The organism is Caulobacter sp. GW821-FHT11E10 (assembly GCF_058808375.1).
Genome location: NZ_JBXARP010000009.1, coordinates 90922 through 111449, shown reverse-complemented (window position 1 = coordinate 111449; position 20528 = coordinate 90922). Strand labels below are relative to the sequence as shown.

At 67.3% G+C, this 20528-nt stretch carries 21 protein-coding genes, 1 tRNA gene and 4 pseudogenes; 14 read left to right on the top strand and 12 right to left on the bottom strand.

Features of this window, described 5'->3' with window-relative positions; translation table 11 throughout:
• Nucleotides 1–58: 58 nt before the first annotated feature.
• From AC1RRV_RS19170 to AC1RRV_RS19135, 8 genes are all read left to right on the top strand, one after another.
• Entirely contained in the window at nt 59–1573 is a 1515-nt protein-coding gene (locus tag AC1RRV_RS19170) for a tryptophan halogenase family protein (RefSeq protein ID WP_492861238.1), read from the top strand.
• Between the two features lie 23 nt (nt 1574–1596).
• Complete coding sequence (locus AC1RRV_RS19165; protein WP_492861237.1) at nt 1597–3885, top strand: beta-glucosidase; 2289 nt, start codon at nt 1597–1599, stop codon at nt 3883–3885.
• The gene (locus tag AC1RRV_RS19160) at nt 3885–5315 is read left to right on the top strand and encodes a glycoside hydrolase family 30 protein (RefSeq protein WP_492861235.1); all 1431 of its coding nucleotides are present in this window, start codon (nt 3885–3887) and stop codon (nt 5313–5315) included. Before AC1RRV_RS19165 ends, AC1RRV_RS19160 begins: the two co-directional genes overlap by 1 nt.
• Nucleotides 5316–5470: 155 nt before the next feature.
• A complete protein-coding gene (locus AC1RRV_RS19155) occupies nt 5471–5800 on the top strand; it encodes an ArsR/SmtB family transcription factor (protein ID WP_492861234.1) in 330 nt (109 codons plus the stop codon).
• Nucleotides 5797–6216: an SRPBCC family protein gene (locus AC1RRV_RS19150; protein WP_492861233.1), complete on the top strand. Its 420-nt coding sequence runs from the start codon at nt 5797–5799 to the stop codon at nt 6214–6216. The genes AC1RRV_RS19155 and AC1RRV_RS19150 overlap by 4 nt, the downstream gene beginning before the upstream one ends.
• A 22-nt stretch (nt 6217–6238) precedes the next feature.
• Nucleotides 6239–6460 carry a hypothetical protein gene (locus AC1RRV_RS19145; RefSeq protein WP_492861232.1) on the top strand — a complete coding sequence of 74 codons (222 nt, stop codon included), beginning with the start codon at nt 6239–6241 and terminating at the stop codon, nt 6458–6460.
• A complete protein-coding gene (locus tag AC1RRV_RS19140; protein WP_492861231.1) occupies nt 6457–6873 on the top strand; it encodes a DUF1801 domain-containing protein in 417 nt (138 codons plus the stop codon). Before AC1RRV_RS19145 ends, AC1RRV_RS19140 begins: the two co-directional genes overlap by 4 nt.
• 19 nt (nt 6874–6892) lie before the next feature.
• Entirely contained in the window at nt 6893–7309 is a 417-nt protein-coding gene (locus AC1RRV_RS19135) for a DUF1801 domain-containing protein (RefSeq protein ID WP_492861230.1), read from the top strand.
• A gap of 116 nt (nt 7310–7425) precedes the next feature.
• On the opposite strand, the gene AC1RRV_RS19130 is transcribed toward AC1RRV_RS19135, so the two are convergent.
• From AC1RRV_RS19130 to AC1RRV_RS19105, 6 genes are all read right to left on the bottom strand, one after another.
• Nucleotides 7426–7632, bottom strand: coding sequence for a hypothetical protein (locus AC1RRV_RS19130; protein ID WP_492861229.1), 207 nt, complete (start codon nt 7630–7632; stop codon nt 7426–7428).
• Between the two features lie 222 nt (nt 7633–7854).
• Nucleotides 7855–8661 carry an MBL fold metallo-hydrolase gene (locus tag AC1RRV_RS19125; RefSeq protein WP_492861228.1) on the bottom strand — a complete coding sequence of 269 codons (807 nt, stop codon included), beginning with the start codon at nt 8659–8661 and terminating at the stop codon, nt 7855–7857.
• Nucleotides 8658–9446, bottom strand: coding sequence for a TatD family hydrolase (locus tag AC1RRV_RS19120; protein WP_492861227.1), 789 nt, complete (start codon nt 9444–9446; stop codon nt 8658–8660). The genes AC1RRV_RS19125 and AC1RRV_RS19120 overlap by 4 nt, the downstream gene beginning before the upstream one ends.
• Entirely contained in the window at nt 9443–10453 is a 1011-nt protein-coding gene (locus AC1RRV_RS19115; RefSeq protein ID WP_492861428.1) for a DNA polymerase III subunit delta', read from the bottom strand. Before AC1RRV_RS19115 ends, AC1RRV_RS19120 begins: the two co-directional genes overlap by 4 nt.
• Nucleotides 10450–11076 carry a dTMP kinase gene (gene tmk / locus AC1RRV_RS19110; RefSeq protein ID WP_492861226.1) on the bottom strand — a complete coding sequence of 209 codons (627 nt, stop codon included), beginning with the start codon at nt 11074–11076 and terminating at the stop codon, nt 10450–10452. The genes AC1RRV_RS19115 and tmk overlap by 4 nt, the downstream gene beginning before the upstream one ends.
• 32 nt (nt 11077–11108) lie before the next feature.
• On the bottom strand, nt 11109–12092 hold the full coding sequence (locus tag AC1RRV_RS19105) for a septal ring lytic transglycosylase RlpA family protein (RefSeq protein WP_492861427.1): 984 nt from the start codon (nt 12090–12092) through the stop codon (nt 11109–11111).
• A gap of 104 nt (nt 12093–12196) precedes the next feature.
• Here AC1RRV_RS19105 and AC1RRV_RS19100 point away from each other — a divergent pair.
• The 4 genes from AC1RRV_RS19100 to AC1RRV_RS19085 all read left to right on the top strand — a co-directional run bounded on the left by AC1RRV_RS19100 (nt 12197) and on the right by AC1RRV_RS19085 (nt 14195).
• Nucleotides 12197–12286: transfer RNA gene (locus tag AC1RRV_RS19100), tRNA-Ser, on the top strand.
• 37 nt (nt 12287–12323) lie between these two features.
• A complete protein-coding gene (locus AC1RRV_RS19095) occupies nt 12324–13232 on the top strand; it encodes a class I SAM-dependent methyltransferase (RefSeq protein WP_492861225.1) in 909 nt (302 codons plus the stop codon).
• Nucleotides 13229–13969 (top strand): pseudouridine synthase, encoded by a 741-nt coding sequence (locus AC1RRV_RS19090; protein WP_492861224.1) that lies wholly within the window; start codon nt 13229–13231, stop codon nt 13967–13969. The genes AC1RRV_RS19095 and AC1RRV_RS19090 overlap by 4 nt, the downstream gene beginning before the upstream one ends.
• Nucleotides 13962–14195, top strand: a complete 234-nt coding sequence (locus tag AC1RRV_RS19085) for a sulfurtransferase TusA family protein (RefSeq protein ID WP_492861223.1) — start codon at nt 13962–13964, stop codon at nt 14193–14195. Before AC1RRV_RS19090 ends, AC1RRV_RS19085 begins: the two co-directional genes overlap by 8 nt.
• On the opposite strand, the gene AC1RRV_RS19080 is transcribed toward AC1RRV_RS19085, so the two are convergent.
• Nucleotides 14167–15129 carry a YihY/virulence factor BrkB family protein gene (locus AC1RRV_RS19080; RefSeq protein ID WP_492861426.1) on the bottom strand — a complete coding sequence of 321 codons (963 nt, stop codon included), beginning with the start codon at nt 15127–15129 and terminating at the stop codon, nt 14167–14169. The genes AC1RRV_RS19085 and AC1RRV_RS19080 overlap by 29 nt on opposite strands.
• Before the next feature lie 189 nt (nt 15130–15318).
• Complete coding sequence (locus AC1RRV_RS19075; RefSeq protein WP_492861222.1) at nt 15319–16446, bottom strand: CaiB/BaiF CoA transferase family protein; 1128 nt, start codon at nt 16444–16446, stop codon at nt 15319–15321.
• Nucleotides 16447–16676: 230 nt separating this feature from the next.
• On the opposite strand from AC1RRV_RS19075, the gene AC1RRV_RS19070 reads away from it, so the two are divergent.
• Nucleotides 16677–18002 carry a diguanylate cyclase domain-containing protein gene (locus tag AC1RRV_RS19070; protein ID WP_492861221.1) on the top strand — a complete coding sequence of 442 codons (1326 nt, stop codon included), beginning with the start codon at nt 16677–16679 and terminating at the stop codon, nt 18000–18002.
• A gap of 164 nt (nt 18003–18166) precedes the next feature.
• Nucleotides 18167–18735, top strand: a pseudogene (locus AC1RRV_RS19065) (DsbA family oxidoreductase).
• A 343-nt stretch (nt 18736–19078) separates the two neighbouring features.
• Here the strand turns inward: AC1RRV_RS19065 and AC1RRV_RS19060 are convergent.
• From AC1RRV_RS19060 to AC1RRV_RS19045, 4 genes and pseudogenes are all read right to left on the bottom strand, one after another.
• Nucleotides 19079–19180 (bottom strand): annotated as a pseudogene (locus AC1RRV_RS19060) (hypothetical protein); the annotation flags it as partial.
• 47 nt (nt 19181–19227) lie between these two features.
• Nucleotides 19228–19329: pseudogene (locus AC1RRV_RS19055) on the bottom strand (hypothetical protein); the annotation flags it as partial.
• A 70-nt stretch (nt 19330–19399) separates the two neighbouring features.
• On the bottom strand, nt 19400–20140 hold the full coding sequence (locus AC1RRV_RS19050; RefSeq protein WP_492861220.1) for an EcsC family protein: 741 nt from the start codon (nt 20138–20140) through the stop codon (nt 19400–19402).
• A 169-nt stretch (nt 20141–20309) separates the two neighbouring features.
• Nucleotides 20310–20507 (bottom strand): annotated as a pseudogene (locus AC1RRV_RS19045) (EcsC family protein); the annotation flags it as partial.
• Between the last annotated feature and the right edge of the window lie 21 nt (nt 20508–20528).

Below are 20528 nucleotides of genomic sequence, written 5' to 3'. Positions count from 1 at the left end.
CCAGTGAAGGCGAGGGGGCTTTGGCCCTTCGACCTTCCGCTCAACGGGAGGCGGGTGGTTGCAACCGCTCAAGAAGATACTGATCGCCGGCGGCGGCTCCGCCGGATGGATGACGGCGGCGCTCTGCTCGCGCCTTTTCCAGGGCCTCTACGAGATCGTGCTCGTCGAGTCCGAGGACATCGGCACCGTCGGGGTAGGGGAGGCGACCATCCCCGCCATCAAGAAGTTCAACGAACTGCTCGGCCTCGACGAGGACGATTTCCTGCGCAAGACCCAGGGGTCGTTCAAGCTGGGCATCCAGTTCAAGAACTGGTGGCGCAAGGGCGAGAACTATCTGCACGGCTTCGGCGTCCTCGGTCAGGACCTGGGCTGGCTGCGTTGCCACCAGTACTGGCTGCGGATGCGCGAACTGGGCCACGCGGGGCCGTTCGACAATCTCTCGATCAACAACGCCATGGCGCTTGAGGGCAAGTTCATGCGCGCCCGGGCGGACATGGCCGAGTCCCCCATCGGTCACATCGCCCACGCCTTCCACTTCGACGCGGGCCTCTACGCCAAGCACCTGTCGGTCTACGCCCAGGCGCGCGGCGTCAAACGTCGCGAGGGCAAGATCGTCGACGTCACCCTGCGTCCCGACGACGGCTTCGTGCAATCGGTGACCATGGATGACGGCGAGGTGATCGCCGCCGATCTCTTCGTGGACTGCTCGGGCTTCCGGGGGCTGATCATCGAGCAGGCGCTGAAGACCGGCTACGAGGACTGGACGCACTGGCTGCCCTGCGACCGGGCCATCGCGGTGCCGTGCGACCGCTCGGAGCACTTCACGCCTTATACCCGCTCGACGGCGCATGACGCCGGCTGGCAGTGGCGAATCCCGCTGCAGCACCGCACAGGCAACGGCCACGTCTATTCCAGCCAGTACATCGACGACGACGAGGCCGAGCGCGTCCTGCTGTCGAACCTGGACGGCGCCCAGCGCGCCAATCCGCTGCGCATCCGCTTCCAGACCGGCAAGCGGAAGAAGATCTGGAACAAGAACTGCGTCGCAGTAGGCTTGGCCAGTGGCTTCATGGAACCGCTGGAGTCGACCAGCCTGCACCTGATCCAGTCGGCCGTGATCCGCATGGTCCGCCTGCTGCCGGACGCCGGTTTCGACCAGGCCACGATCGACGAGTTCAACCGTCAGAGCGACTTCGAGTACGAGCGCATCCGCGACTTCATCATCCTGCACTACAAGGCCACCGAGCGCGACGACACGCCGTTCTGGCGCTACTGCCGCGACATGGAAGTCCCCGCGACCCTGCAGCGGAAGATGGACCTCTTCCGCGCCAACGGCCGGGTGTTCCGCGAGGACGACGAGCTCTTCACCGAGGAGAGCTGGATCCAGGTCTTTCTAGGCCAGGGCGTCATCCCGCGCGGCTATGACCCGCTGGTCCGCGTCCACTCGGACGAAGAGATCGCCCGCTATCTCGGCAACATCGAAGCCGTCATCGGCAAGTGCCTGAACGTGATGCCGAGCCACGCCGACTTCGTGGCCCATGCCTGCCAGGCACCGCCAGTTCCCACCCCTTAGAACCACCTGTCCGGAGTAACGCCATGACGACCGCCGCCCAGCCTTCATCCGCCTTGCGGATCCTGTGCCGGACTACCGCCGCCGTGGCGCTGCTCTCTTTCGCTCCGGTGTCGGGCGCGCTGGGTCAGGTCATGCCGACCAAGGACAGCGCCCCGCTGGCGCCCCGCGCCAACGACCCGGCCTGGGCTCGCGCTGACGCCTTGGTCAAGCAGATGACCCTCGACGAAAAAATCAGATATCTGCACGGCCTGTTTCCGCCGATGACCAAGACGGTGGCGGCCGACATGATCCCCTCGGCCGGCTATGTGCCGGGCGTTCCGCGCCTGAAGATCCCGACCCTGCGCCAGAGCGACGCCAGCCTGGGCGTGGCCAACCAGGTCGAGCAGCGCAAGGGCGACGTCGCCACGGCCCTGCCATCGGGCCTGGCGCTGGCTTCCACCTTCGAGCCGAAGCTGGCCTATGCGGGCGGGGCGATGATCGGCTCGGAGGCTCGCGCCAAGACCTTCAACGTCCTGCTGGCCGGCGGCGTGAACCTGACCCGCGACCCGTGGGCGGGCCGTAATTTCGAATATCTGGGCGAAGACCCACTGCTGGCCGGCGAGATGGCCGGCGAGCAGATCAAGGGCGTGCAGAGCAACCACATCGTCTCGACGATCAAGCACTTCGCCCTGAACGCCCAGGAGACCGGCCGGCATGTGATGGACGCGCAGATCGACGAGGCCGACCTGCGCGAGAGCGACCTGCTAGCCTTCCAGATCGCCGTCGAGAAGAGCAATCCGGCCTCGGTCATGTGCGCCTACAACAAGGTCAATGGCGACTGGGCCTGCCAGAACGATTTCCTGCTGAACAAGGTGCTCAAGCGCGACTGGAACTATCCGGGCTGGGTGATGTCCGATTGGGGCGCGGTGCACAGCACGGTGAAGGCCACGCTCGCGGGCCTCGACCAGCAGTCGGGTCAAGAGCTCGACACCCAGATCTTCTTCGGCGACGACCTGAAGGCCGCCGTGGCCAAGGGCGAGGTCAGCCAGGCGCGTCTCGACGACATGGTCCGCCGCATCTTGCACGGGGTGATCACCTCGGGCCTGATGGACCACCCGACCCCGGCGACCGCCCAACCGATTGATTACGACGCCCACGCCAAGGTCGCCCAGGCCGTGGCCGAGCGCGGCTCGGTGCTGCTGAAGAACGATCGCAACCTGCTGCCCCTGGCCAAGACCGCCAAGAAGATCGTCCTGATCGGCGCCCATGCCGACGTCGGAGTCATTTCCGGCGGCGGCTCGTCCCAGGTGCGCTCGGTCGGCGGCGCGCCCGTCGAAATCCCGCTGAACGGCGGTGAAGCAGCCTCGTTCGTTCGTGTCACCTGGCACGCCTCTTCGCCGCTCGAGGCGATCAAGGCTGCCGCGCCGGGCGCTCAGGTGGTCTATGTCGACGGCAAGGATCCGGCCGCCGCCGCGGCCGCCGCCAGGGACGCTGACGTGGCCATCGTCTTCGCCTGGCACTGGCAGACCGAGGCCCAGGACGCCCCCTCGATCGTGCTGCCCGACAACCAGGACGCCCTGATCGAGGCGGTCTCCGCCGCCAACAGGAATTCCATCGTCGTGCTGGAGACCGGTGGCCCGGTGACCATGCCCTGGCTCGATCGCGTCGGCGCGGTTCTACAGGCCTGGTATCCCGGCCAGCGCGGCGGGCAAGCCATTGCTCGCCTGCTGTTCGGCGAGGTCAATCCGTCGGGCCGCCTGGCCATGACCTTCCCAAAGACCGCTGATCAGGCGCCCCGCGCCGGCGCGCCGGGCTTCGCCGAGCAGGCCGCCATCGACGACGCGCGCCGCGCGGGCCAGAAGGCCGGTCCGATCAAGGCCTTCCCGGTGAAGTACGTCGAGGGCGCGGCCGTCGGCTACCGCTGGTACGCTCAGGAGAAACGCCAGCCGCTCTATCCGTTCGGCTACGGCCTTTCGTACACGAGCTTCGGCTACGCGAACCTCAAGGTCGAGGACGGCGACTCCCTGAAGGTCAGCTTCGACGTCACCAACACCGGCAAGGTGGCGGGCGCCGACACGCCACAGCTCTATGTCACGGCAGGCCAGCGCCGGCCGATGGTGCGTCTCGCGGGGTTCCAGAAGGTCGACCTCGCGCCCGGCGAAACCAAGCGCGTGACGCTGACCGTCGAGCCCCGGATTCTGGCCGATTACGACACCGCCAATCCGGGCTGGTCGATCTCCGCCGGCGGCTACTCGCTCTATGTCGGTCGCAGCGCGGGTGACGCCGTTCTCAGCGGCAAGGCAAACCTGAAGGCCTGGTCGAGGAAGCCGTGATGCGTCTCCTGAAAACCGCGGTCGCGGTCACCGTGCTTCTTGGCGCGAACGCCAGTTCTCCTGCCTTGGCCGCGCCGAAGCTGAAGGCCTGGGTCACAACGGGCGACAAGAGCCAACTCCTGACGGCCCAGGCTCCGTCCGGCGTGGCGGCGGCTGGCGACATCGCCGGCCTGCCGACCATCGCCGTCGATCCTAAGGAGCGTCACCAGTCGATCGTCGGCTTTGGCGCGGCGATCACCGACGCCTCGGCCTGGCTCATCCAGAACAAGCTCTCGGCGCAACAGCGCGACGCCCTGCTGCGCGAACTGTATGGGCGTGGGGCAGGGGAGCTTGGCTTCAGCTTCACCCGCCTGACGATCGGCGCGTCGGACTTCTCGCTGGACCACTACAGTCTCGACGATGTTCCCCCTGGGGCGCCGGGCGGCGCGACGGACCCGAAGCTGGAGCACTTCTCGCTGGCGCGGCCGCAGCAATACGTCTTCCCAACGGTGCGCGCGGCCCTGAAGATCAATCCCGATCTCAAGGTCATGGCTTCCCCCTGGAGCGCGCCGGCCTGGATGAAGACCACGGGCTCGCTGGTGAAAGGCCAACTGAAGCCCGACGCCTATCCGGTCTATGCCGACTTCTTCGGCCGCTACATCCGCGAGGCCGCCAAGGTCGGGGTGCCCACCGACTATCTCAGCATCCAGAACGAGCCGGACTTCGAGCCGGAGAACTATCCCGGCATGCGCTGGCAGCCACAAGACCGCGCCCGGTTCTTCGGCGAGAACCTGGCGCCGGTGTTCAAGCGCGAAAAGATCACGACCAAGGTGCTCGACTGGGATCACAACTGGGACCAACCGCAGCAGCCCCTGACGGTGCTCGCCGATCCGAAGGCCAAGGCTTTCCTGGCGGGCGTGGCCTGGCATTGCTACGCGGGCGAGGTCTCGGCCCAGGAGAAGGTGAGGGCGGCGCATCCGGACAAGGACGTGTTCTTCACCGAGTGCTCGGGCGGGGAATGGTCGCCGAAGTTCGACGAGAGCTTCTCGTGGATGGTCGAGCAACTGATCATCGGCTCTACGCGCGGCGGCGCGCGGGGCGTCCTGATGTGGAACCTGGTCCTGGACGAGAAGTTCGGCCCGCACGCCGGCGGCTGCGGCGATTGCCGTGGCGTCGTCTCGATCGACAGCAAGACGGGAGCGATCACCCGCACCCAGGAATACTACGCTTTCGGTCACGCCAGCCGGTTCGTGAAGCCCGGCGCGGTGCGGATCGGCTCGCCGGCCACGATTGGCGATCTGCGCACCGTAGCGTTCCAGAATCGCGATGGCGGCCGTGTCTTGATCGTCCTGAACGTGGGCGCCCAACCGGCTACCTTCGCGATCTCTGAGGGCGCCAACCGTTTCAAGACGACCTTGCCAGCGAGGGCGGCTGGGACGTTCGCCTGGTGAAAGATTCTCCCAGAAGGGAATATTTCTAGATAGATTCAGTTACTTATCGAAATCTCCTGAGCGTCTCTCCGGACCTGCGGCGACCTGTGAGATAGCCTGTTGACCAACCCATATCTCTACGGTTATGAATTAACTCATAGCCCAGGAGTTATGAGTTGGCGACTTCCGCCGCCCAAGACCTGCTGTTCAGGACGCTAGCCGACCCAACGCGGCGGGCTCTCTTCGAGCGCCTGTGCCGGGAGGGCGAACAGACCGTCGGCGCCCTGACGCTGCAGGCTGGTGTTTCGCAGCCGGCCGTCTCCAAGCATCTTGGCGTCCTCAAGCTGGCCGGGCTGGTGCGCGACCGCCACGAGGGTCGCCAGACGCACTACAGCGCGCAGCTCGGCGCCTTGTCGCCGTTGGTCGACTGGACGCGCCAGATGACCGGCTTCTGGGAGGCCCGGTTCGACAAACTCGAAGACCTTCTCAACAGGATGGACCAATGACCGAAACGCGCTCCGTCGTCGTAGAACGCGAGATTTCCCACCCGCCGGAGAAGCTCTGGCGCGCGCTCACTCAGCCGCATCTGATCTCAGAGTGGCTGATGCAGAACGACTTCCAGCCTGTTGTCGGCCACCAGTTCAATCTGCGCGGCGAATGGGGCGGGGTGCTGGACTGCGGGGTGCTGACCGTCGAGCCCAGCCAGACACTCTCCTACACGTGGAATTTCAAGCACGACGATCCGGCCTATGATCTCGAAAGCGTCGTGACCTTCACGCTGACGCCAACGGGAGCAGGGACGCATCTGCGCATGGAGCAGGTTGGCTTCCGTCCGGATCAGAAGCAGGCTTTCGGCGGCGCCCATGCCGGCTGGAAGACCTTCTTCGGCAATCTCGAGCAGCTGCTGGCGCGGCTGGACTGACACTCTTCGAAGGGAGGTTCAAATGAACAAATGGGTTCGCCAGATCCACCGCTGGCTGTCGATCGCCTTCACGCTGGGCGTCATCACCTACATCGTCGTCATGAGCACGGGCAAAGGCCAGCCTGCCGCCTGGGTCGGGCTGCTGGCGCTGGTTCCGCTGATCCTGCTGCTGGTTACGGGCCTCTACCTGTTCGCGCTGCCGTACCTCATCCGAGGACGCGCCGACCAGGCGGGCGCGAAATGACCGCGGACGCGCCCCGGCTGCTTTCGGGCGGAAACCCCCAGATCGCCAAGGGAGAGGGCGAGGGGCCGATCCAGGCTTATATCGCCGCCATGCCGGGCTGGAAGAGCGCCGTGGGCCGCCGCCTCGATAGCCTGGTCAGCAACGCCATCCCGAACGTCCGCAAGGCCGTCAAATGGAACTCCCCGTTCTACGGCGTCGAGGGGCAGGGCGGCTGGTTCCTCAGCCTTCACTGCTTCAACAAGTACATCAAAGTGGCGTTCTTCCGTGGCGCCTTGCTGAGCCCGGTTCCGCCGGTCGGCTCCAAGAGCGGGGACACGCGCTACCTTCACATCCACGAAGGCGAGCCGCTGGACGAGGATCAGCTGACCGACTGGATCGAACAAGCCAGCCGGTTACCCGGCGAACACATGTAACCCACGAGCGACGAGACCCATGAAAAAGACCCGTCCCGAAGACGAAGGCGTTCCAGCCGCGCAACTGATCGATAGAGCGATCCAGGAACTCGGCGACTGGCGCGGCCAGACGCTGGCCCGGTTGCGCGCGCTCATCAAGGAAGCTGATCCCGAGGTTGTCGAGGAATGGAAATGGGGCATCCCGGTCTGGTCCCACGATGGGATCATCTGCACCGGCGAGACCTATAAGAAGGCCGTGAAGACGACCTTCGCCAAGGGCGCCTCGCTGGCCGATCCGTCAGGCCTGTTCAATTCCAGCCTCGAGGGCAACACGCGCCGCGCGATCGATTTCCCGGAAGGCGCCGAGATTGATGGCGCCGCATTCAAGGGCCTTGTTCGTGAAGCGGTCGGGCTGAACCTGGCCGCAAGCTCTTCGAAGAAATCGAAAAAGACTTGAACGGGACCGGGCGGCCGGGGCGATTGCCGCTGGCCGTCCGACTACCGCTCCAGGCATTCGCTCCAGGCATTCCGATCAATACATCGTCTAAGATATATTATCGGAAATAATGTCTACTAGGCGGCTACACGGGCGTCGAGCGCCTGGAGCTTGGCCAGCACACGATCCAGCGTCGATCGCTTCACGGGTTTGCCGTCCCGCAGCTTGGTCCAGGTGGTTTCGCTGATGGCGTAGCAATCGAACAGATGCTCGCGGGTGACCGCCGGCAGACGGGCCCGCAGACGCTGGAAGATTTCGCGAGAGATGGTGACGGTTTCGGCCATGGCGCTTGTGTCGAGTGACGCTCGGGAAAGTGACTTCTTACCGCGTCCCTATGACGGTGTTGTTGAGCGAGCTTATTTCAACGCTGTTACGTAGGGCCAAGTTTTCGCCGAACTTGGGGAAAGTTGCGACGAAGGGCGCTATGAGACGCTCATATGCCGTGAAATGTCCCGGCTGAGCAGTTTACGCCTGCGCCGGGCGGCCAAAAGTGACAACGGCGTAATCTAGACCGCGAAACGCAGGCCGTCGTAGGCGGGCTCCACGCCGGTCGGCAGCTTCGCCGCCAGAGCGTTGAAATCCAGATCGATGTGCAGGTTGGTCAGGATGGCGCGGCGCGGCTTGGCGCGAGCGATCCATTCCAGCGCCAGCGCCACGTGGGCGTGGGTCGGATGCGGCGTCCAGCGCAGGGCGTCGACGATCCAGACGTCGAGATCGGCGAGATCGGCCCAGCTGCCGTCCGGAATAGCCCGGACATCCGGCGTATAGGCCACGCCACCGAACCGATAGCCGACGGCTTGGATCTCACCGTGATCGACGTCGAAGGTGTGGACAGGGATCGCGCCGCTCGGCCCCTCGATGGAGAAATCCTCGCCCAGCGGCGGGATCAAGCGAGGCTCGAGGATCGCCGGATAGCCGCCGCGCGTCTTGAAGATGTACTCGAACCGTGTGAGCAGCCCATCGTGGGTCGCCTGGTCCATATAGGCCGGGATCCGAGCGCGCTGGTTCAGGAAGAACGGCCGCAGATCGTCGATGCCATGCGCCTGGTCGGCGTGGTCGTGGGTGAACAGGGCCGCGTCGACCCGCTTCGCGCCCGCCAGAGCGGTCTGCAGGCGCAGGTCCGGCGAGGTGTCGACCACGACCGTGGTCTGGTGCGCGGGACCGCCCTCTCCCGCTCTCCGCACCATGAGGGAGCAGCGGGAGCGATGGTTCTTGGGCTCGGCCGGATCGCAATCGCCCCAATTGCCGTCGGCGCGCGGAACGCCGCCGGACGAGCCGGAGCCCAGGATCGTGAACTCCAGCGGTCCTGTCATGGCCGGGGGATCCGGTCGAACAGGTCGAAGAAGGCGTCCTCGGTGCGCGCTTCCGTCTCGGCGCGGGTCCAACCGCGGATTTCGGCCAGCTTGTCGTAGATATGCGGCAGATAGGCCGGCTCGTTGCGGCGACCGCGCATTGGCACGGGGGCGAGATAAGGGCAGTCGGTTTCGACAATGATCTTGTCGGCCGCCATGTCGCGGATCACCGCCCTCACCTCTTCGGCCGCCTTGAAGGTCGCGATGCCGGAAACCGAGAACCAGGCGCCCAGGGCGGCGGCGCGAGCGGCGAGTTCCGGGCCGCTGGTGTAGCAATGCATCAGGATCTTGAACGGACCGGCGGCGTGCTCGGTCTCGAGGATCTCGGCCATCACATCGTCGGCCTCGCGGGTGTGGACGACCAGCGGCAGGCCGCTTTCACGCGCGGCGATACAGTGCTGGCGGAAGACGTCGGCCTGCACCTCGCGCGGCGACAGGTCGTAGTGGAAGTCCAGACCGCATTCGCCGATGCCGATGACGCGCGGACGTGCGGCCAGCTCGACCAGTCGGGCGGCGGCCAGGCCGGGATCTTCCTTGGCCTCGTGCGGATGGGTTCCGACCGTGCACCAGATGTCCGGCTCGGCCATGGCGATCGCGTGCACAGCCTCGAACGAGCTGACCTTGTCGCAGATGGTGACCATTAGGCCGATGCCCGCTTCTCGTGCGCGGGCGATGACGGCGTCCTTGTCCTCGGCGAACTGGGGCGCGTGGAGATTCACGTGACTGTCGATGAGCATAGGGCTCACATCGCTGTCTTGGCCGCCGCGCGCAAGTCCGAGATGACGCTCCAGAACACGTCGGCGCGGTCAAGGTTCACGGCCTCGGCCTCGCCGGGCCAGCGCGCCAGACGCTCCCAGGCCGCCGCCCAGCGATCCAGGCCGGGCGAGTTCTTGCCGTCAGCGGCGACCTGGGTCGCGAAGATCCGCACCTGATCGGCCAGGCGGTCCATCAAGAGCTCGAACCGCGCCGCGCCCTCGGCGCCCTTGAAGGTGTCGGCCATGGCCAGCAACGCGCCCTCGTCCAGCTTGGGCAAGCCTCGCAGGATCTCGTTGGCGGCATCGTCCATGGCGAGGGCGCCAGCGGCGGCCAGCTGCAGCGCCCGACCGGGCGCGCCATGGGCCATGCGGGCCAGGCGCTCGGCGTCGCGCGGCTGCATGTCGGCCATGCGCTCGACCATCTCGGCGGCGGCGTCGACACCGGGCGCCGGCACGGCCAGTCGGCGGCAGCGCGAGCGGATGGTCGGCAGCAGCTTGCCCGGCGCGTGGCTGATCAGCAGGATCACGCCGCGCGCCGGCGGCTCTTCAAGCGTCTTCAGCACCGCGTTGGCGGCGTTGACGTTGAGGTCGTCGGCCGCGTCGATGATCGCCACTCGATAGGGCGAGACCGCCGGCGAATTGGCGAAGAACTCCGGCAGGCGGCGCGCCTCGTCCACCGGGATCGACTTGCGGGCCTTGCCGTCGTCGGTCAGGCGCTCCAGCACCATCAGGTCGGGATGCGAGCGGGCGGCGACCTGGCGGCTGACGACGTCGGACGGCGCCGCGCCCAACAGTCCTTGGGAAGGGTCAGGCCGGGCGCCGAGCAGCCGGCGCGCCATGCGATAGGCCAGGGTCGCCTTGCCCACGCCCTCGGGACCGGTCAAAAGCCAGGCGTGATGCAGCCGGCCGCGCTCCAGGGCGTCGATGAAGGCGGCCTCGGCGGCGGACTGGCCATCCAGTCGATAGACGTCGCGGGGATGGGCCGGCGCGGGCATCAGAGGTCCAGCCGTTCGGCCACCGCAGCGGCGATCGCGCCGGAGACCGCATCCAGGTCGGCGTCCGCGTCGATGACGACGCAGCGCTCAGGTTCGCGACGAGCGATCTCGAGATAACCGGCGCGCAGCCGCTCATGGAACGCCAGGCCCTTGGATTCGAACCGCGCCGCGCCGCCGCGGGCCTCGGCTCGGTTGAGGCCCACCTCCGCCGGCAGGTCCAGTATCAAAGTTAGATGCGGGATCGTGGCGCCCAGGACGTGGTCCTCGAGAGACGCGATCAGGCTGGCCGGCGCATCGCCGCCCGCGCCCTGATAGGCCCGGGTGGAATCGGCGAAGCGGTCGCAAAGCACCACGGCGCCGCGCGCCAGGGCTGGTCGGATCACGCGCTCCACGTGGTCGCGGCGAGCGGCGTACATCAGCAGGGTCTCGGTGACCGGCGACCAGCGATCGGCCTCGCCGTTGACCAGCAACTCGCGAATGGCCTCGGCCCCGGGACTTCCGCCAGGCTCGCGGGTGACGACGACGTCATGGCCAGCGGCTTGCAGGCGCTCGGCCAGGCGGCGGATCTGGGTGGACTTTCCAGCCCCCTCCCCGCCTTCGAAACTGATGAAATGGCCTTGAGTCACCGGTCTCCATTCGACCGGATTCCGAGCCTTGTCTAGGGGCGCAAGACCTTGGCGCCGGAATAGCCAAGCGCCTCGACGCGATCACGCACGCTCCAGGCCTCGCCCTCGTCCTGTCCAGCCGCGACAGTGACGCGATAAAGGGTGCCGCTGGCGCGTTCCACGGGCTCGATCAGCGCTCGTCCGGCGCCGGCCAACTGGCGAACGGCCTTCTCGGCATTCTCGCGGTTCGAGAAGGAACCGGCCTGGATGCGATAGGCGGCCCCTCCGACCGTACGGACCGGATCCGGCGGATTGATCTGCGGCGCGGAGAATTCTTCCATGGCCGATGCCCGCGGGACCGGCGGGCTCCACTCAGGCTCGCTGCGCTGCGGCAGCACCTGGACGCGCTGTGTCGGCTCCTTGATGTCCTCGAAGCTGCGCGGCGCGGTCGGAGCCTTGGCGTACTGGCGCGGCGCGTCGAAGGCGCTCTTCGCCGCGGGCCCGATATATTTGACCCGGACGCGGGCCAGGCCGTTCTTGCGATAGCCCAGCTCGTCCGCGGCAGCCTTGGAAAGGTCGATGATCCGGTCGTCAATGAACGGGCCACGGTCGTTGACCCGCACGATCATCTTCTTGCCGTTGTCGAGATTGGTCACCTCGACAAGGCTCGGCAGCGGCAGGGTCTTATGGGCCGCCGACGGGATATCCATGTCGAAGATCTCGCCGTTGGCGGTGCGGCGGTTGTGGAACTGCTCGCCGTACCACGAGCCAGTCCCGGTGACGTTGTAGTTCTTATCCTCGTGCGGATAGTACCAGACGCCTCTGATTTGATAGGGCTTCTCGGTGCCGCGCAGCGGCTTGCCGTCGCGACTGACCGTCGAACCGGCGCGCGGCACGCTGCCCGTACTCGTGGCGATGGCGGAGGTTTTTCCGACGTCGTATTTGGGCGTGGCGCAAGCGGCCAGGCTCGCCGCCGCCAGAGCCAAGAGACCCAAGTTGCGAACGGTCCGCCAGACCTGATCGATACGCTGGTTCATCTGCACGCCGTCCAGACGGGTCGCACCCTTTGGAGCCGACATCGTCGCCCCTTTGTTTTGAAGTCTGGTTAAGGCGAAGGAGCGCTGATATAGCCGCCTCCTCCGGACAGGTGGCCGAGTGGTTTAAGGCAGCGGTCTTGAAAACCGCCGTAGGTGGAAGCCTACCGTGGGTTCGAATCCCACCCTGTCCGCCAGACCTTGCACAGCGTCAAAAACCCTTTCAGGACAAGCATGTCGGCTCCACGCACCGCGCTCTACGGCCAGCCCGATCACGATCTGGCGCCGTCCGCGCCCGACGCGGAGCAGCTCTCGCCGCTGATCGTCGGCTCGACCGACATCGCTTCGGTTCCGGACGAATCGTTCGCCGCCGTTGCCGTCCGAGCCCCCGCCGGCGCGGTGGAGCGACGTTATGTCCTCGCCCAGGCATTGCGGGTCCTGACGCCGAATGGCCGCCTGACCGCCTTCGCGCCCAAGGACCGTGGCGGCCTGCGCCTGAAGAAGGAACTGCAGGCCCTGGGCTGCGAAGTTGGCGAGACCGCTCGCCGGCACAATCGCATCTGCGTCGTGGTGCGACCTTCGAACATCGAGAGCCTCGGCGAGACGATCGCCGCCGGCGCGCCGCGGCAGATCGCCGAGAATGGCCTCTGGACCCAGCCCGGCGCGTTCAGCTGGGACCGCGTGGACGCCGGCTCGGCCGCCTTGCTGCAAGTCCTGCCGGAATTCTCCGGCGTTGGGGCCGATTTCGGCGCCGGCATCGGCCTGCTGGCGCTGAACGTCCTGGCCTCGGCCAAGGTCACCAAGCTGGCCCTGGTGGAATTGGATCGCCGGGCGTTCGACGCCGCCAAGCGCAACGTCACCGATCCGCGCGCGGCCTTCGTCTGGGGCGATGTCCGCCAGACCGAACTCAAGGATCTCGACTTCGTCGTCAGCAACCCGCCGTTCCACGAGGGGGGCGGCGAGGACAAGAGCTTGGGCCAGGCCTTCATTCGCGCGGCGGCCGGCGCGCTGCGAAAGGGCGGCGTCCTGTGGATCGTCGCCAACCGCCACCTGCCCTACGAGGCCATCCTGGCCGAGAGCTTCGCCAAGGTGAGCCTTGTCGCCGAGAGCGGCGGCTACAAGGTCTTCGAGGCGAAGAAATGAGCAAGGCGCTGATGGCTCGGCTGGACCGGCTGCTCGCCAATCTCGGATACGGCAGCCGCAAGGACGTCCAGGCCCTGGTCGCCAGCGGCAAGGTGGTGCTGGACGGCAAGGTCTTGAAGGACGCCGGGGCCCGCATCGCCGTCGACGCCACCCTGCCCGACCGCATGACCATCCGCGGCCTCCCGGTTGATCCGCCCGCACCGCTGGTGCTGATCATGCACAAGCCGCTGGGCGTGACCTGTTCGCACAAGGAGGACGGGGAGAAGATCTACGATCTGCTGCCGCGCCGCTGGCGGCTGCGGGATCCGGCGCTTTCCACGGTCGGGCGGCTCGACAAGGATACGAGTGGTCTGATCCTGATCACCGACGATGGCGACTTCCTGCACCGGGTGATCTCACCCAAGCGGCACGTGCCCAAGACCTATCTGACCAAGCTGGACCGTCCGCTGAGCGGTTCCGAGGCCGAGACCTTCGCCGCCGGGACGCTGATGCTGGAGGGCGAGGAAAAGCCCTTGCTGCCAGCCCAGCTGGATATCGTCGACGAAAAGACCGCCCGACTGACGATCACCGAGGGCCGTTATCACCAGGTCCGCCGCATGTTCGCCGCTGTCGGCAATCACGTGGTCGCGTTGCACCGCGAACGGGTCGGCGGCCTGACCGTGCCCGCCGACCTTGAGCCTGGCCAGTATCGCATCCTGTCGGCCGCCGAGGCCGAGGCCGTGTTCACCGATGGCTGATCCGATCCTGGTCGATGCTCGCGGCCATCACTGCCCCGTCCCGACCCTGAAGCTGCGCAAGGCCCACGAGGCCGCCGCGCCCGGCGCCGAGCTGGTGTTGCTGGCTACCGATCCCATGGCCCGGATCGACGTGCCGCACTTCGCCGGCCAGATCGGCGCGACCGTGCTGGAGATCGCCGACCAGGACGGCGGCGTGATCAGGTTTCGTATTCTGAAGGCGGCTTGAGCGGGATCGCCTTCGGCCCCTCCAGCAGCGCCCGAGGGCGCTCGTCCAAGGCGATCTCGACCTCGGTGGCCAAGGCGCCGCCGAAGAAGATCGCGTTCACGCTCCAGGACAGCCAGATCAGGAAGATGATCACCGCTGAGATCGAGCCGTAGGTCGCACCGAGGTGCACGATCTTCTCGACATAGAAGGCGCTGGCCCAGGACATGAAGACGCACAGCGCCGCGGCGGCCGCGCCACCGGCGATCGAGGCCCGCCAGCCGACCGGTTCGCGCGACATGGCGTAGCGATAGACCAGGCTCATCCCGACCACGATGCCGAGACTGGCCCAGGTCCATTCCGACTGGATCCAGGAGACGCCCGCCAGCGGCCGCAGGTTCAGCGCCGCGCCCAGCAGGCGCAGGAACAGGAAGACGCCCGACATGATGAAGAGCAGGCCGAACGCCGCCATCAGCACCAGCAGGGCCATCAGGTTGAAGCCGAAAAAGCCGCGCTGATTCTCCTCGTCGTGGATGAACGAGAGCCCCGCCAGCAGCGCCTTGAAGCCGCGATGGGCGGCATAGGCGCCGACGATCAGCACGATGGCGCTCTGCAGCGAGATGGTCTGGCCAGGCGCATGGGCCAGGCGACCGAACTCGTCCTGGAACATCGAGCGAGCGCCGGAGGGAATCAGTTCGGCCAGCTTGGCGGCCTGCTGCGCCGCGCTCTCCGGGGTCAGCAGCAGGCTATAGAGGCCGATCAGAATCGCCAGGCCCGGGAACACGGCCAGCAGGGCGAAAAACGAGACCCCGCCGACGTAGAGCATGACGTCGCGGCCCCACAGGCGAGACAGGGCAAGGCCCAGCACACGGAGGATTTCACGGGCCCAGTGGGTCGGATCAAGGTCGAGGTCGCGCCAGCGGATGCGGTGCAGCGGATCTTGCATCCGCCGGACCATGGCGGGGCGGGTTCGCAGAGTCAAAGAAGCGCGGTCCGGAACGTCAAAGACGCGCCGCCTTGGGGAAGGCGACGCGTCTCCGCAGGACGTACCTGTGAATCGATCGCCACTCTCGAGGGACGGATGGTCGCGGCGACCGATCGACCTTCGAAAGTTATGACCCCGCGCCTGAACCGCACCTGAACGAGATCAGAGCGCTCCGGAGGTTTTCAGGCCGGCGATCGCCTCGGCCGAGAAACCCCAGTCCGCCAAGGCCTCGTCATTATGCGCGCCGATCTTGGGCGGCGGTCCCTGGATGACGCCAGGCGTGGCCGAGAAGCGTGGCGCCGGCGCGGGTTGGATGACGCCGGCCACCTCGACAAAGGTCTCGCGGGCGGCGTTGTGGGCGTGCTTGGGCGCCTCCTCCATGGTCAGGACCGGCGCGAAGCAGACGTCGGTGGCGTCCATGATCTCGCACCAGGCGTCGCGGCTCTTGGTCTTGATCACGGCGGCGAGCTTCTCGCGCAACTCCGGCCACTCCTCGCGGCTCATCTGGTGCTGGAACTGCGGGTCGGTGATCCCGGTCTTCTCGAGCAGCAGCAGGTAGAACTGAGGCTCGATCGAGCCGATCGAGATCCACTTGCCGTCCAAGCACTCGTAGGTGTCGTAGAAGTGCGCGCCGCCATCGAGCAGGTTGGTGCACCGCCCCTCGTTCCACATGCCACCGGCCTTGAAGCCGTAGAACATGGCCATCAGCGAGGCCGCGCCGTCGCTCATCGCGCAGTCGATCACCTGGCCCTGCCCCGTCGATCGGGCATGGATCACCCCGGCCAGCAGGCCGAAAGCCAGGTAGAGCGCCCCGCCCCCGAAGTCGCCGACCAGGTTCAGCGGCGGCACCGGCTTGTCGGTCGTGCCGATGGCGTCCAGCGCGCCGGTGATGGCGATGTAGTTCATGTCGTGACCGGCGGCCTTGGCGTAGGGCCCCGTCTGCCCCCAGCCGGTCATGCGGCCGTAGACCAGCTTGGGGTTGCGGGTCAGCGCCACATCGGGCCCGAGCCCGAGGCGCTCCATGACTCCCGGCCGGAAGCCTTCGATCAAACCGTCGGCCCGCTCGAGCAGCTTCAGGCAGGTCTCGATCGCCTCGGGGTTCTTCAGGTCCAGGGCGATCGAGCGGCGACCGCGCGCCGTGACGTCGGCCGGCGAGCCCCGCCCCTGCCCCTTTCGATCGATCCGCACGACGTCGGCGCCCAGGTCGGACAGCAGCATGCCGCAGAACGGTCCCGGACCGATGCCGGCGAACTCGACGATCTTCAGTCCCGAAAGCGGTCCCTGGCCCATAAGCGATCTCCCTTTTTTCGGCTCTTCGACGACGGCCGATGCGGATCACTAGAACGACCCTGACGTTCGGTCATGCAAGCCTTCGCGCATGGGTTCGAGGCGTTCTTGGATTCGCCCCCAGCCTGCGGCGTTCCGTACCTTTGACCCTGCAAAGCCTCTGCTATGGTGCGGCGTCGAATCTCGGCCGCCCGTGTCGGGCCGGCAGGCGAGCATTCGGGCGGAGGTTTGGTTTGGCGGTTGACGCCCGGATCCTGATCGTGGCGCGCGATGACGTTCGCGCCGGACCGCTGGCCGAAGGGCTGGACCGGTTGGGCTGGCGCACGATCACCGCTCGGGGTCCCTATGCCGCCTTGGCGGCGCTGGGCGACCTGCCGATCGAGGCGGTCATTGTCGACCTGGCCAGCGCCGGTCCCGAAACCCAGACCCTGGCGCGTCGCCTGAAGGCGGCGGTGTCTCCGCGCCGCCTGCCCGTCATCGCCATAGGCGATCCGGAAGGCGACAATCGCAACCAGGCTTTCGACCTGACCCTGTCGCCGCCGCTGCATCCGTCCCAGGCCGCTCTGCGCCTCGAGAGCCTGGTGCGCACCGCCATCGCCGAGGAAGAGTTCGAGCTGCGCCTCGAAACCTTCGGCGAGCGCGGCCGTCGCCTCGACCTGCCCGAGCCGCCGGACACGCCCTGCCGCATCCTTGCCGTCGGCGAGCCCGCCCCACAGTTTCTGGCGCTGTCCAACGCTCTGCAGAGCAGCGGGGCCGAGGTGGTCGGCGCCTTCACCGCCTATACGGCCTTCGATTACCTGCATGAGCGGGCCTTCGATTCCGTGGTTCTCTGGGCCGGCGACAGCCAGCAGGAAGCCCTGTCGATCGCGGCCGGCATGCGCCGCAACACCCGCCTCTTCCACATCCCGGCCATGCTGTACCTGAAGGCCGAGAGCTATGTGACGATGTCCGAGGCGTTCCATCGCGGCGTCTCCGACGTGGCCTCGCCCGAGACGCCAGAGGTCGAAACCGCCCAGCGCGTCATGGAGTTGGCCCGCAGCTATCGTCGCGGCGAAGCCATCCGCGGCGCCCTGGAAAAGGCCCGTAGCTCGGGCTTGATGGACGCCGCCACCGGCCTCTTCACCCGCGACCTGTTCGCCGCTCACCTGGCGCGCCTGGCCACGGCGGCCCGCGAGCGCTCCCGGCCGTTGTCGATCTGCGTCCTGCGCGTCGCCGACAAGCCCGAGACCGTCTGGGCCCGCCAGAACGGCTGGCTCGACCGCGCCATCCCGCAGATCGGCTCGATGGTCGGCCGGCTGGTGCGCGTCGAGGACACTCCGGCCCGTCTGGCCACCGAGGTCTTCGCCCTGGCCCTGCCGGCGACCAATCTGAACGCCGCCCGCGCCGCCGCCGAACGGATCGCCGCCGTGATCGGCTGCACCGCCTTCGACGCCGGCGAGGATCGGGCGCCGTTCGTCTGCGAGTTCGACATCGGCGTCGCCGAAGTCCAGCCCGGCGAAGGCCCGGTGAAGGCCCTGGAGCGCGCCGCCGCCAACGCCCTGAAACGCGAAGCCAGCTGAGGCTTGGGGCTCGAACGCCCTCGCCCTATATGGAACCTGTCCTGTAGCGGACAGAGTGTCGAACGGAGCGCGCCGTGAGCCAGGCCCAGTCCCAAAAGGCCCCGATGATCGTCGACGTCGTCGCCGATGTGGTCTGCCCCTGGTGCTATCTCGGCTGGCGGCGACTGAAGTCGGCGCTGGCCTTGCGTCCCGACATCCAGGCCCAGCTGGTCTGGCGGCCCTATCAGCTGGATCCGTCGCTTCCCGAGGAAGGCGTCGACCGCAAGGCCTACATGGCCCAGAAGTTCAAGGATCCCGAGCGGTTGAAGGCCGTTCATGCGGCCCTGGTCGAGGGCGGCGCCGAGGACGGCATCACGTTCGACTTCGAGGCCATCGAACTCTCGCCGAACACCAACGCCGCCCACCGCCTGATCCGCTGGGCCCTGACGGCCGGCGTGCAGGACCATGTCGTCGAAGCGCTGTTCGCCGCCTACTTCACCCAAGGCCTCGACATCGGCGATCCCGTGGTGCTGGCCGACATCGCGAGGCGGCTGGCATGGAGCGCATGGTCGTGCTGCAGCTGCTGTCGGAGGGCGCCGACAAGGAGTCCGTCGCGCGCGAACACGCCATGGCCGTCCAGGGCGGCGTCACCGGCGTGCCGTTCGCGATCTTCGCCGGCAAGGTCGCCGTGGTCGGCGCCGAGACGCCCGAGCGGATCGTCGAGGCTATCGACCAGGCCGCGGCGCAAGGCTGAAGATCCGCACGGCTCCGCCGCTTCACGCGGTTTCCCGCTGAAGGTTCGGAAAGGGCTGCGGAGCGCCGGACGACGTCCGGAGTGTGAGTTTTAAGTACCGTTTCGACGAAGCCAGACGCTCCGCGCGATCGTTATCCGGAAGCGTGACGCCCCGACGCTGTTGGCGCCTGGTCGCCCTTGAAGCCTCCGGCGGGCGGGCCGGATCGCGAAATCCGGTCCCGGCCAGGAGCCTTTCGACTCCCCTGTCGTTCTCGTCAGCCTGCGTCCACCGTCGTTTCTGTGTTCCAGGGTCGACTACCTCGGGGATGGATGCCGTTGCGGATTGCTCCGCGCCGACGAGCGCGCCCGCTCGATCGCCCCCCGCCGCCGCAATCGGTCGCTGGCCATGCGCCCTTTCCCCGCGACGAGGTGGGTAGACTGTACGGCAGGTTTTGGGGCGGGGGATGGAGAGCGGTGAACGCCCGTCCAGTCCCCATCAGCGTGACGCTCAAATCATCGCGTCATCCCGGGCGGCGTAGCCGACCCGGGACCCAGGGGCCGGCGCATCGCGGTCGCCCCTGGGTCCCGGCGCTCCGCTGCGCCGCGGCCGGGATGACGAGGATTTTGCGGTCAGCGGTGTAACCCCTCACCCTCCCACCGCTACGCGACGGGCCCCGCCCTCTCCCTATGGGAGAGGGTTTCCGACACCCGTCCCCGTCGATGAATTGGCCCCCTGCTCGGCCCGCATCCGGTACGCCATCACCGCCGTGTGGCCCAGCTTCTCGACGAGTCGCCAGTTGACGATCGCCCCCAGGGGCGCGCCGACCACGGGGATGAACTGGGCTAGCTTGGCCAGGTCGATGTGGTCGCGGTACTGCTGCTGGAAGGCCCGCCAGTCGAAGTCGTCCAGGTGCTTGGGATGGTCCCGCGCCTCCCAGTCCTCCAGCGCCGCCAGCACCCCGGCGCGGTGGTGGCTGTCCGAGAAGGCCAGCTCGAAGACATGCAGGATGAACAGGCGCTCGGGCAGGTCCTTGCCCTCATGGCCGAAGATCGCGGCGATCTCGAACAAGAGCTTGATCTTGAAGCTCATCAGCAGCGGGAAGTCGGCCGCCGCCAGCAGGAAGCCCCCGGCCCCGGTGATCCCGCCCTCGGCCGCCGCCGCCTTCTTCCAGCCGTCGATGGCCTTGGCCGCCCGCGCCCGGCGCTCGTCCAGGGTCAGGCCGATCTGCGGCGCCCCGGTGGCGAAGTCCGACCCGACCAGCAGCGCCCGCGTCATCCCCTCGATGGCCGTGGTGATGGCGGCGTGGACCTTCTCGGGAATGATCCTGTTGATCCGCTGCTGCGTGGCGCGCGCCAGGCCGTTCAGCGGCCCCGGCGGCTTGGTGAGGTCGGCGCGCCAGGCGAGGAGGTCGGGGGAGAGGGGCATGGGTTTGAAGTAACCCTTCTCCCCTTGCGGGAGAAGGTGGCCCGCGCAGCGGGTCGGATGAGGGGTCGCACAATCGTCAACCGCCATGCCCGCCGAACCGCCGTCGCGGCGGCCCTCGCCTTCAACCCCTCATCCGGCGCTCCGCGCCACCTTCTCCCGCAAGGGGAGAAGGAAGGGGGATCGCGAAGTCCGACCCGACCAGCAACGCCCGCGTCATCCCCTCGATGGCCGTGGTGATGGCGGCGTGGACCTTCTCGGGAATGATCCTGTTGATCCGCTGCTGCGTGGCGCGCGCCAGGCCGTTCAGCGGCCCGGGCGGCTTGGTGAGGTCGGCGCGCCAGGCGAGAAGGTCGGGGGAGAGGGGCATAAATCAATGACACCAACACTA

What these genes read in the sequence shown, in the direction of transcription:
- AC1RRV_RS19165 (WP_492861237.1), top strand. Translation starts at nt 1,597, where the DNA reads ATGACGACCGCCGCCCAGCCTTCATCCGCCTTGCGGATCCTGTGCCGG.
- AC1RRV_RS19160 (WP_492861235.1), top strand. Translation starts at nt 3,885, where the DNA reads ATGCGTCTCCTGAAAACCGCGGTCGCGGTCACCGTGCTTCTTGGCGCG.
- AC1RRV_RS19150 (WP_492861233.1), top strand. Translation starts at nt 5,797, where the DNA reads ATGACCGAAACGCGCTCCGTCGTCGTAGAACGCGAGATTTCCCACCCG.
- AC1RRV_RS19145 (WP_492861232.1), top strand. Translation starts at nt 6,239, where the DNA reads ATGAACAAATGGGTTCGCCAGATCCACCGCTGGCTGTCGATCGCCTTC.
- AC1RRV_RS19140 (WP_492861231.1), top strand. Translation starts at nt 6,457, where the DNA reads ATGACCGCGGACGCGCCCCGGCTGCTTTCGGGCGGAAACCCCCAGATC.
- AC1RRV_RS19135 (WP_492861230.1), top strand. Translation starts at nt 6,893, where the DNA reads ATGAAAAAGACCCGTCCCGAAGACGAAGGCGTTCCAGCCGCGCAACTG.
- AC1RRV_RS19130 (WP_492861229.1), bottom strand. Translation starts at nt 7,632, where the DNA reads ATGGCCGAAACCGTCACCATCTCTCGCGAAATCTTCCAGCGTCTGCGG.
- AC1RRV_RS19125 (WP_492861228.1), bottom strand. Translation starts at nt 8,661, where the DNA reads ATGACAGGACCGCTGGAGTTCACGATCCTGGGCTCCGGCTCGTCCGGC.
- AC1RRV_RS19105 (WP_492861427.1), bottom strand. Translation starts at nt 12,092, where the DNA reads ATGAACCAGCGTATCGATCAGGTCTGGCGGACCGTTCGCAACTTGGGT.
- AC1RRV_RS19095 (WP_492861225.1), top strand. Translation starts at nt 12,324, where the DNA reads ATGTCGGCTCCACGCACCGCGCTCTACGGCCAGCCCGATCACGATCTG.
- AC1RRV_RS19090 (WP_492861224.1), top strand. Translation starts at nt 13,229, where the DNA reads ATGAGCAAGGCGCTGATGGCTCGGCTGGACCGGCTGCTCGCCAATCTC.
- AC1RRV_RS19085 (WP_492861223.1), top strand. Translation starts at nt 13,962, where the DNA reads ATGGCTGATCCGATCCTGGTCGATGCTCGCGGCCATCACTGCCCCGTC.
- AC1RRV_RS19080 (WP_492861426.1), bottom strand. Translation starts at nt 15,129, where the DNA reads ATGGTCCGGCGGATGCAAGATCCGCTGCACCGCATCCGCTGGCGCGAC.
- AC1RRV_RS19075 (WP_492861222.1), bottom strand. Translation starts at nt 16,446, where the DNA reads ATGGGCCAGGGACCGCTTTCGGGACTGAAGATCGTCGAGTTCGCCGGC.
- AC1RRV_RS19050 (WP_492861220.1), bottom strand. Translation starts at nt 20,140, where the DNA reads ATGCCCCTCTCCCCCGACCTCCTCGCCTGGCGCGCCGACCTCACCAAG.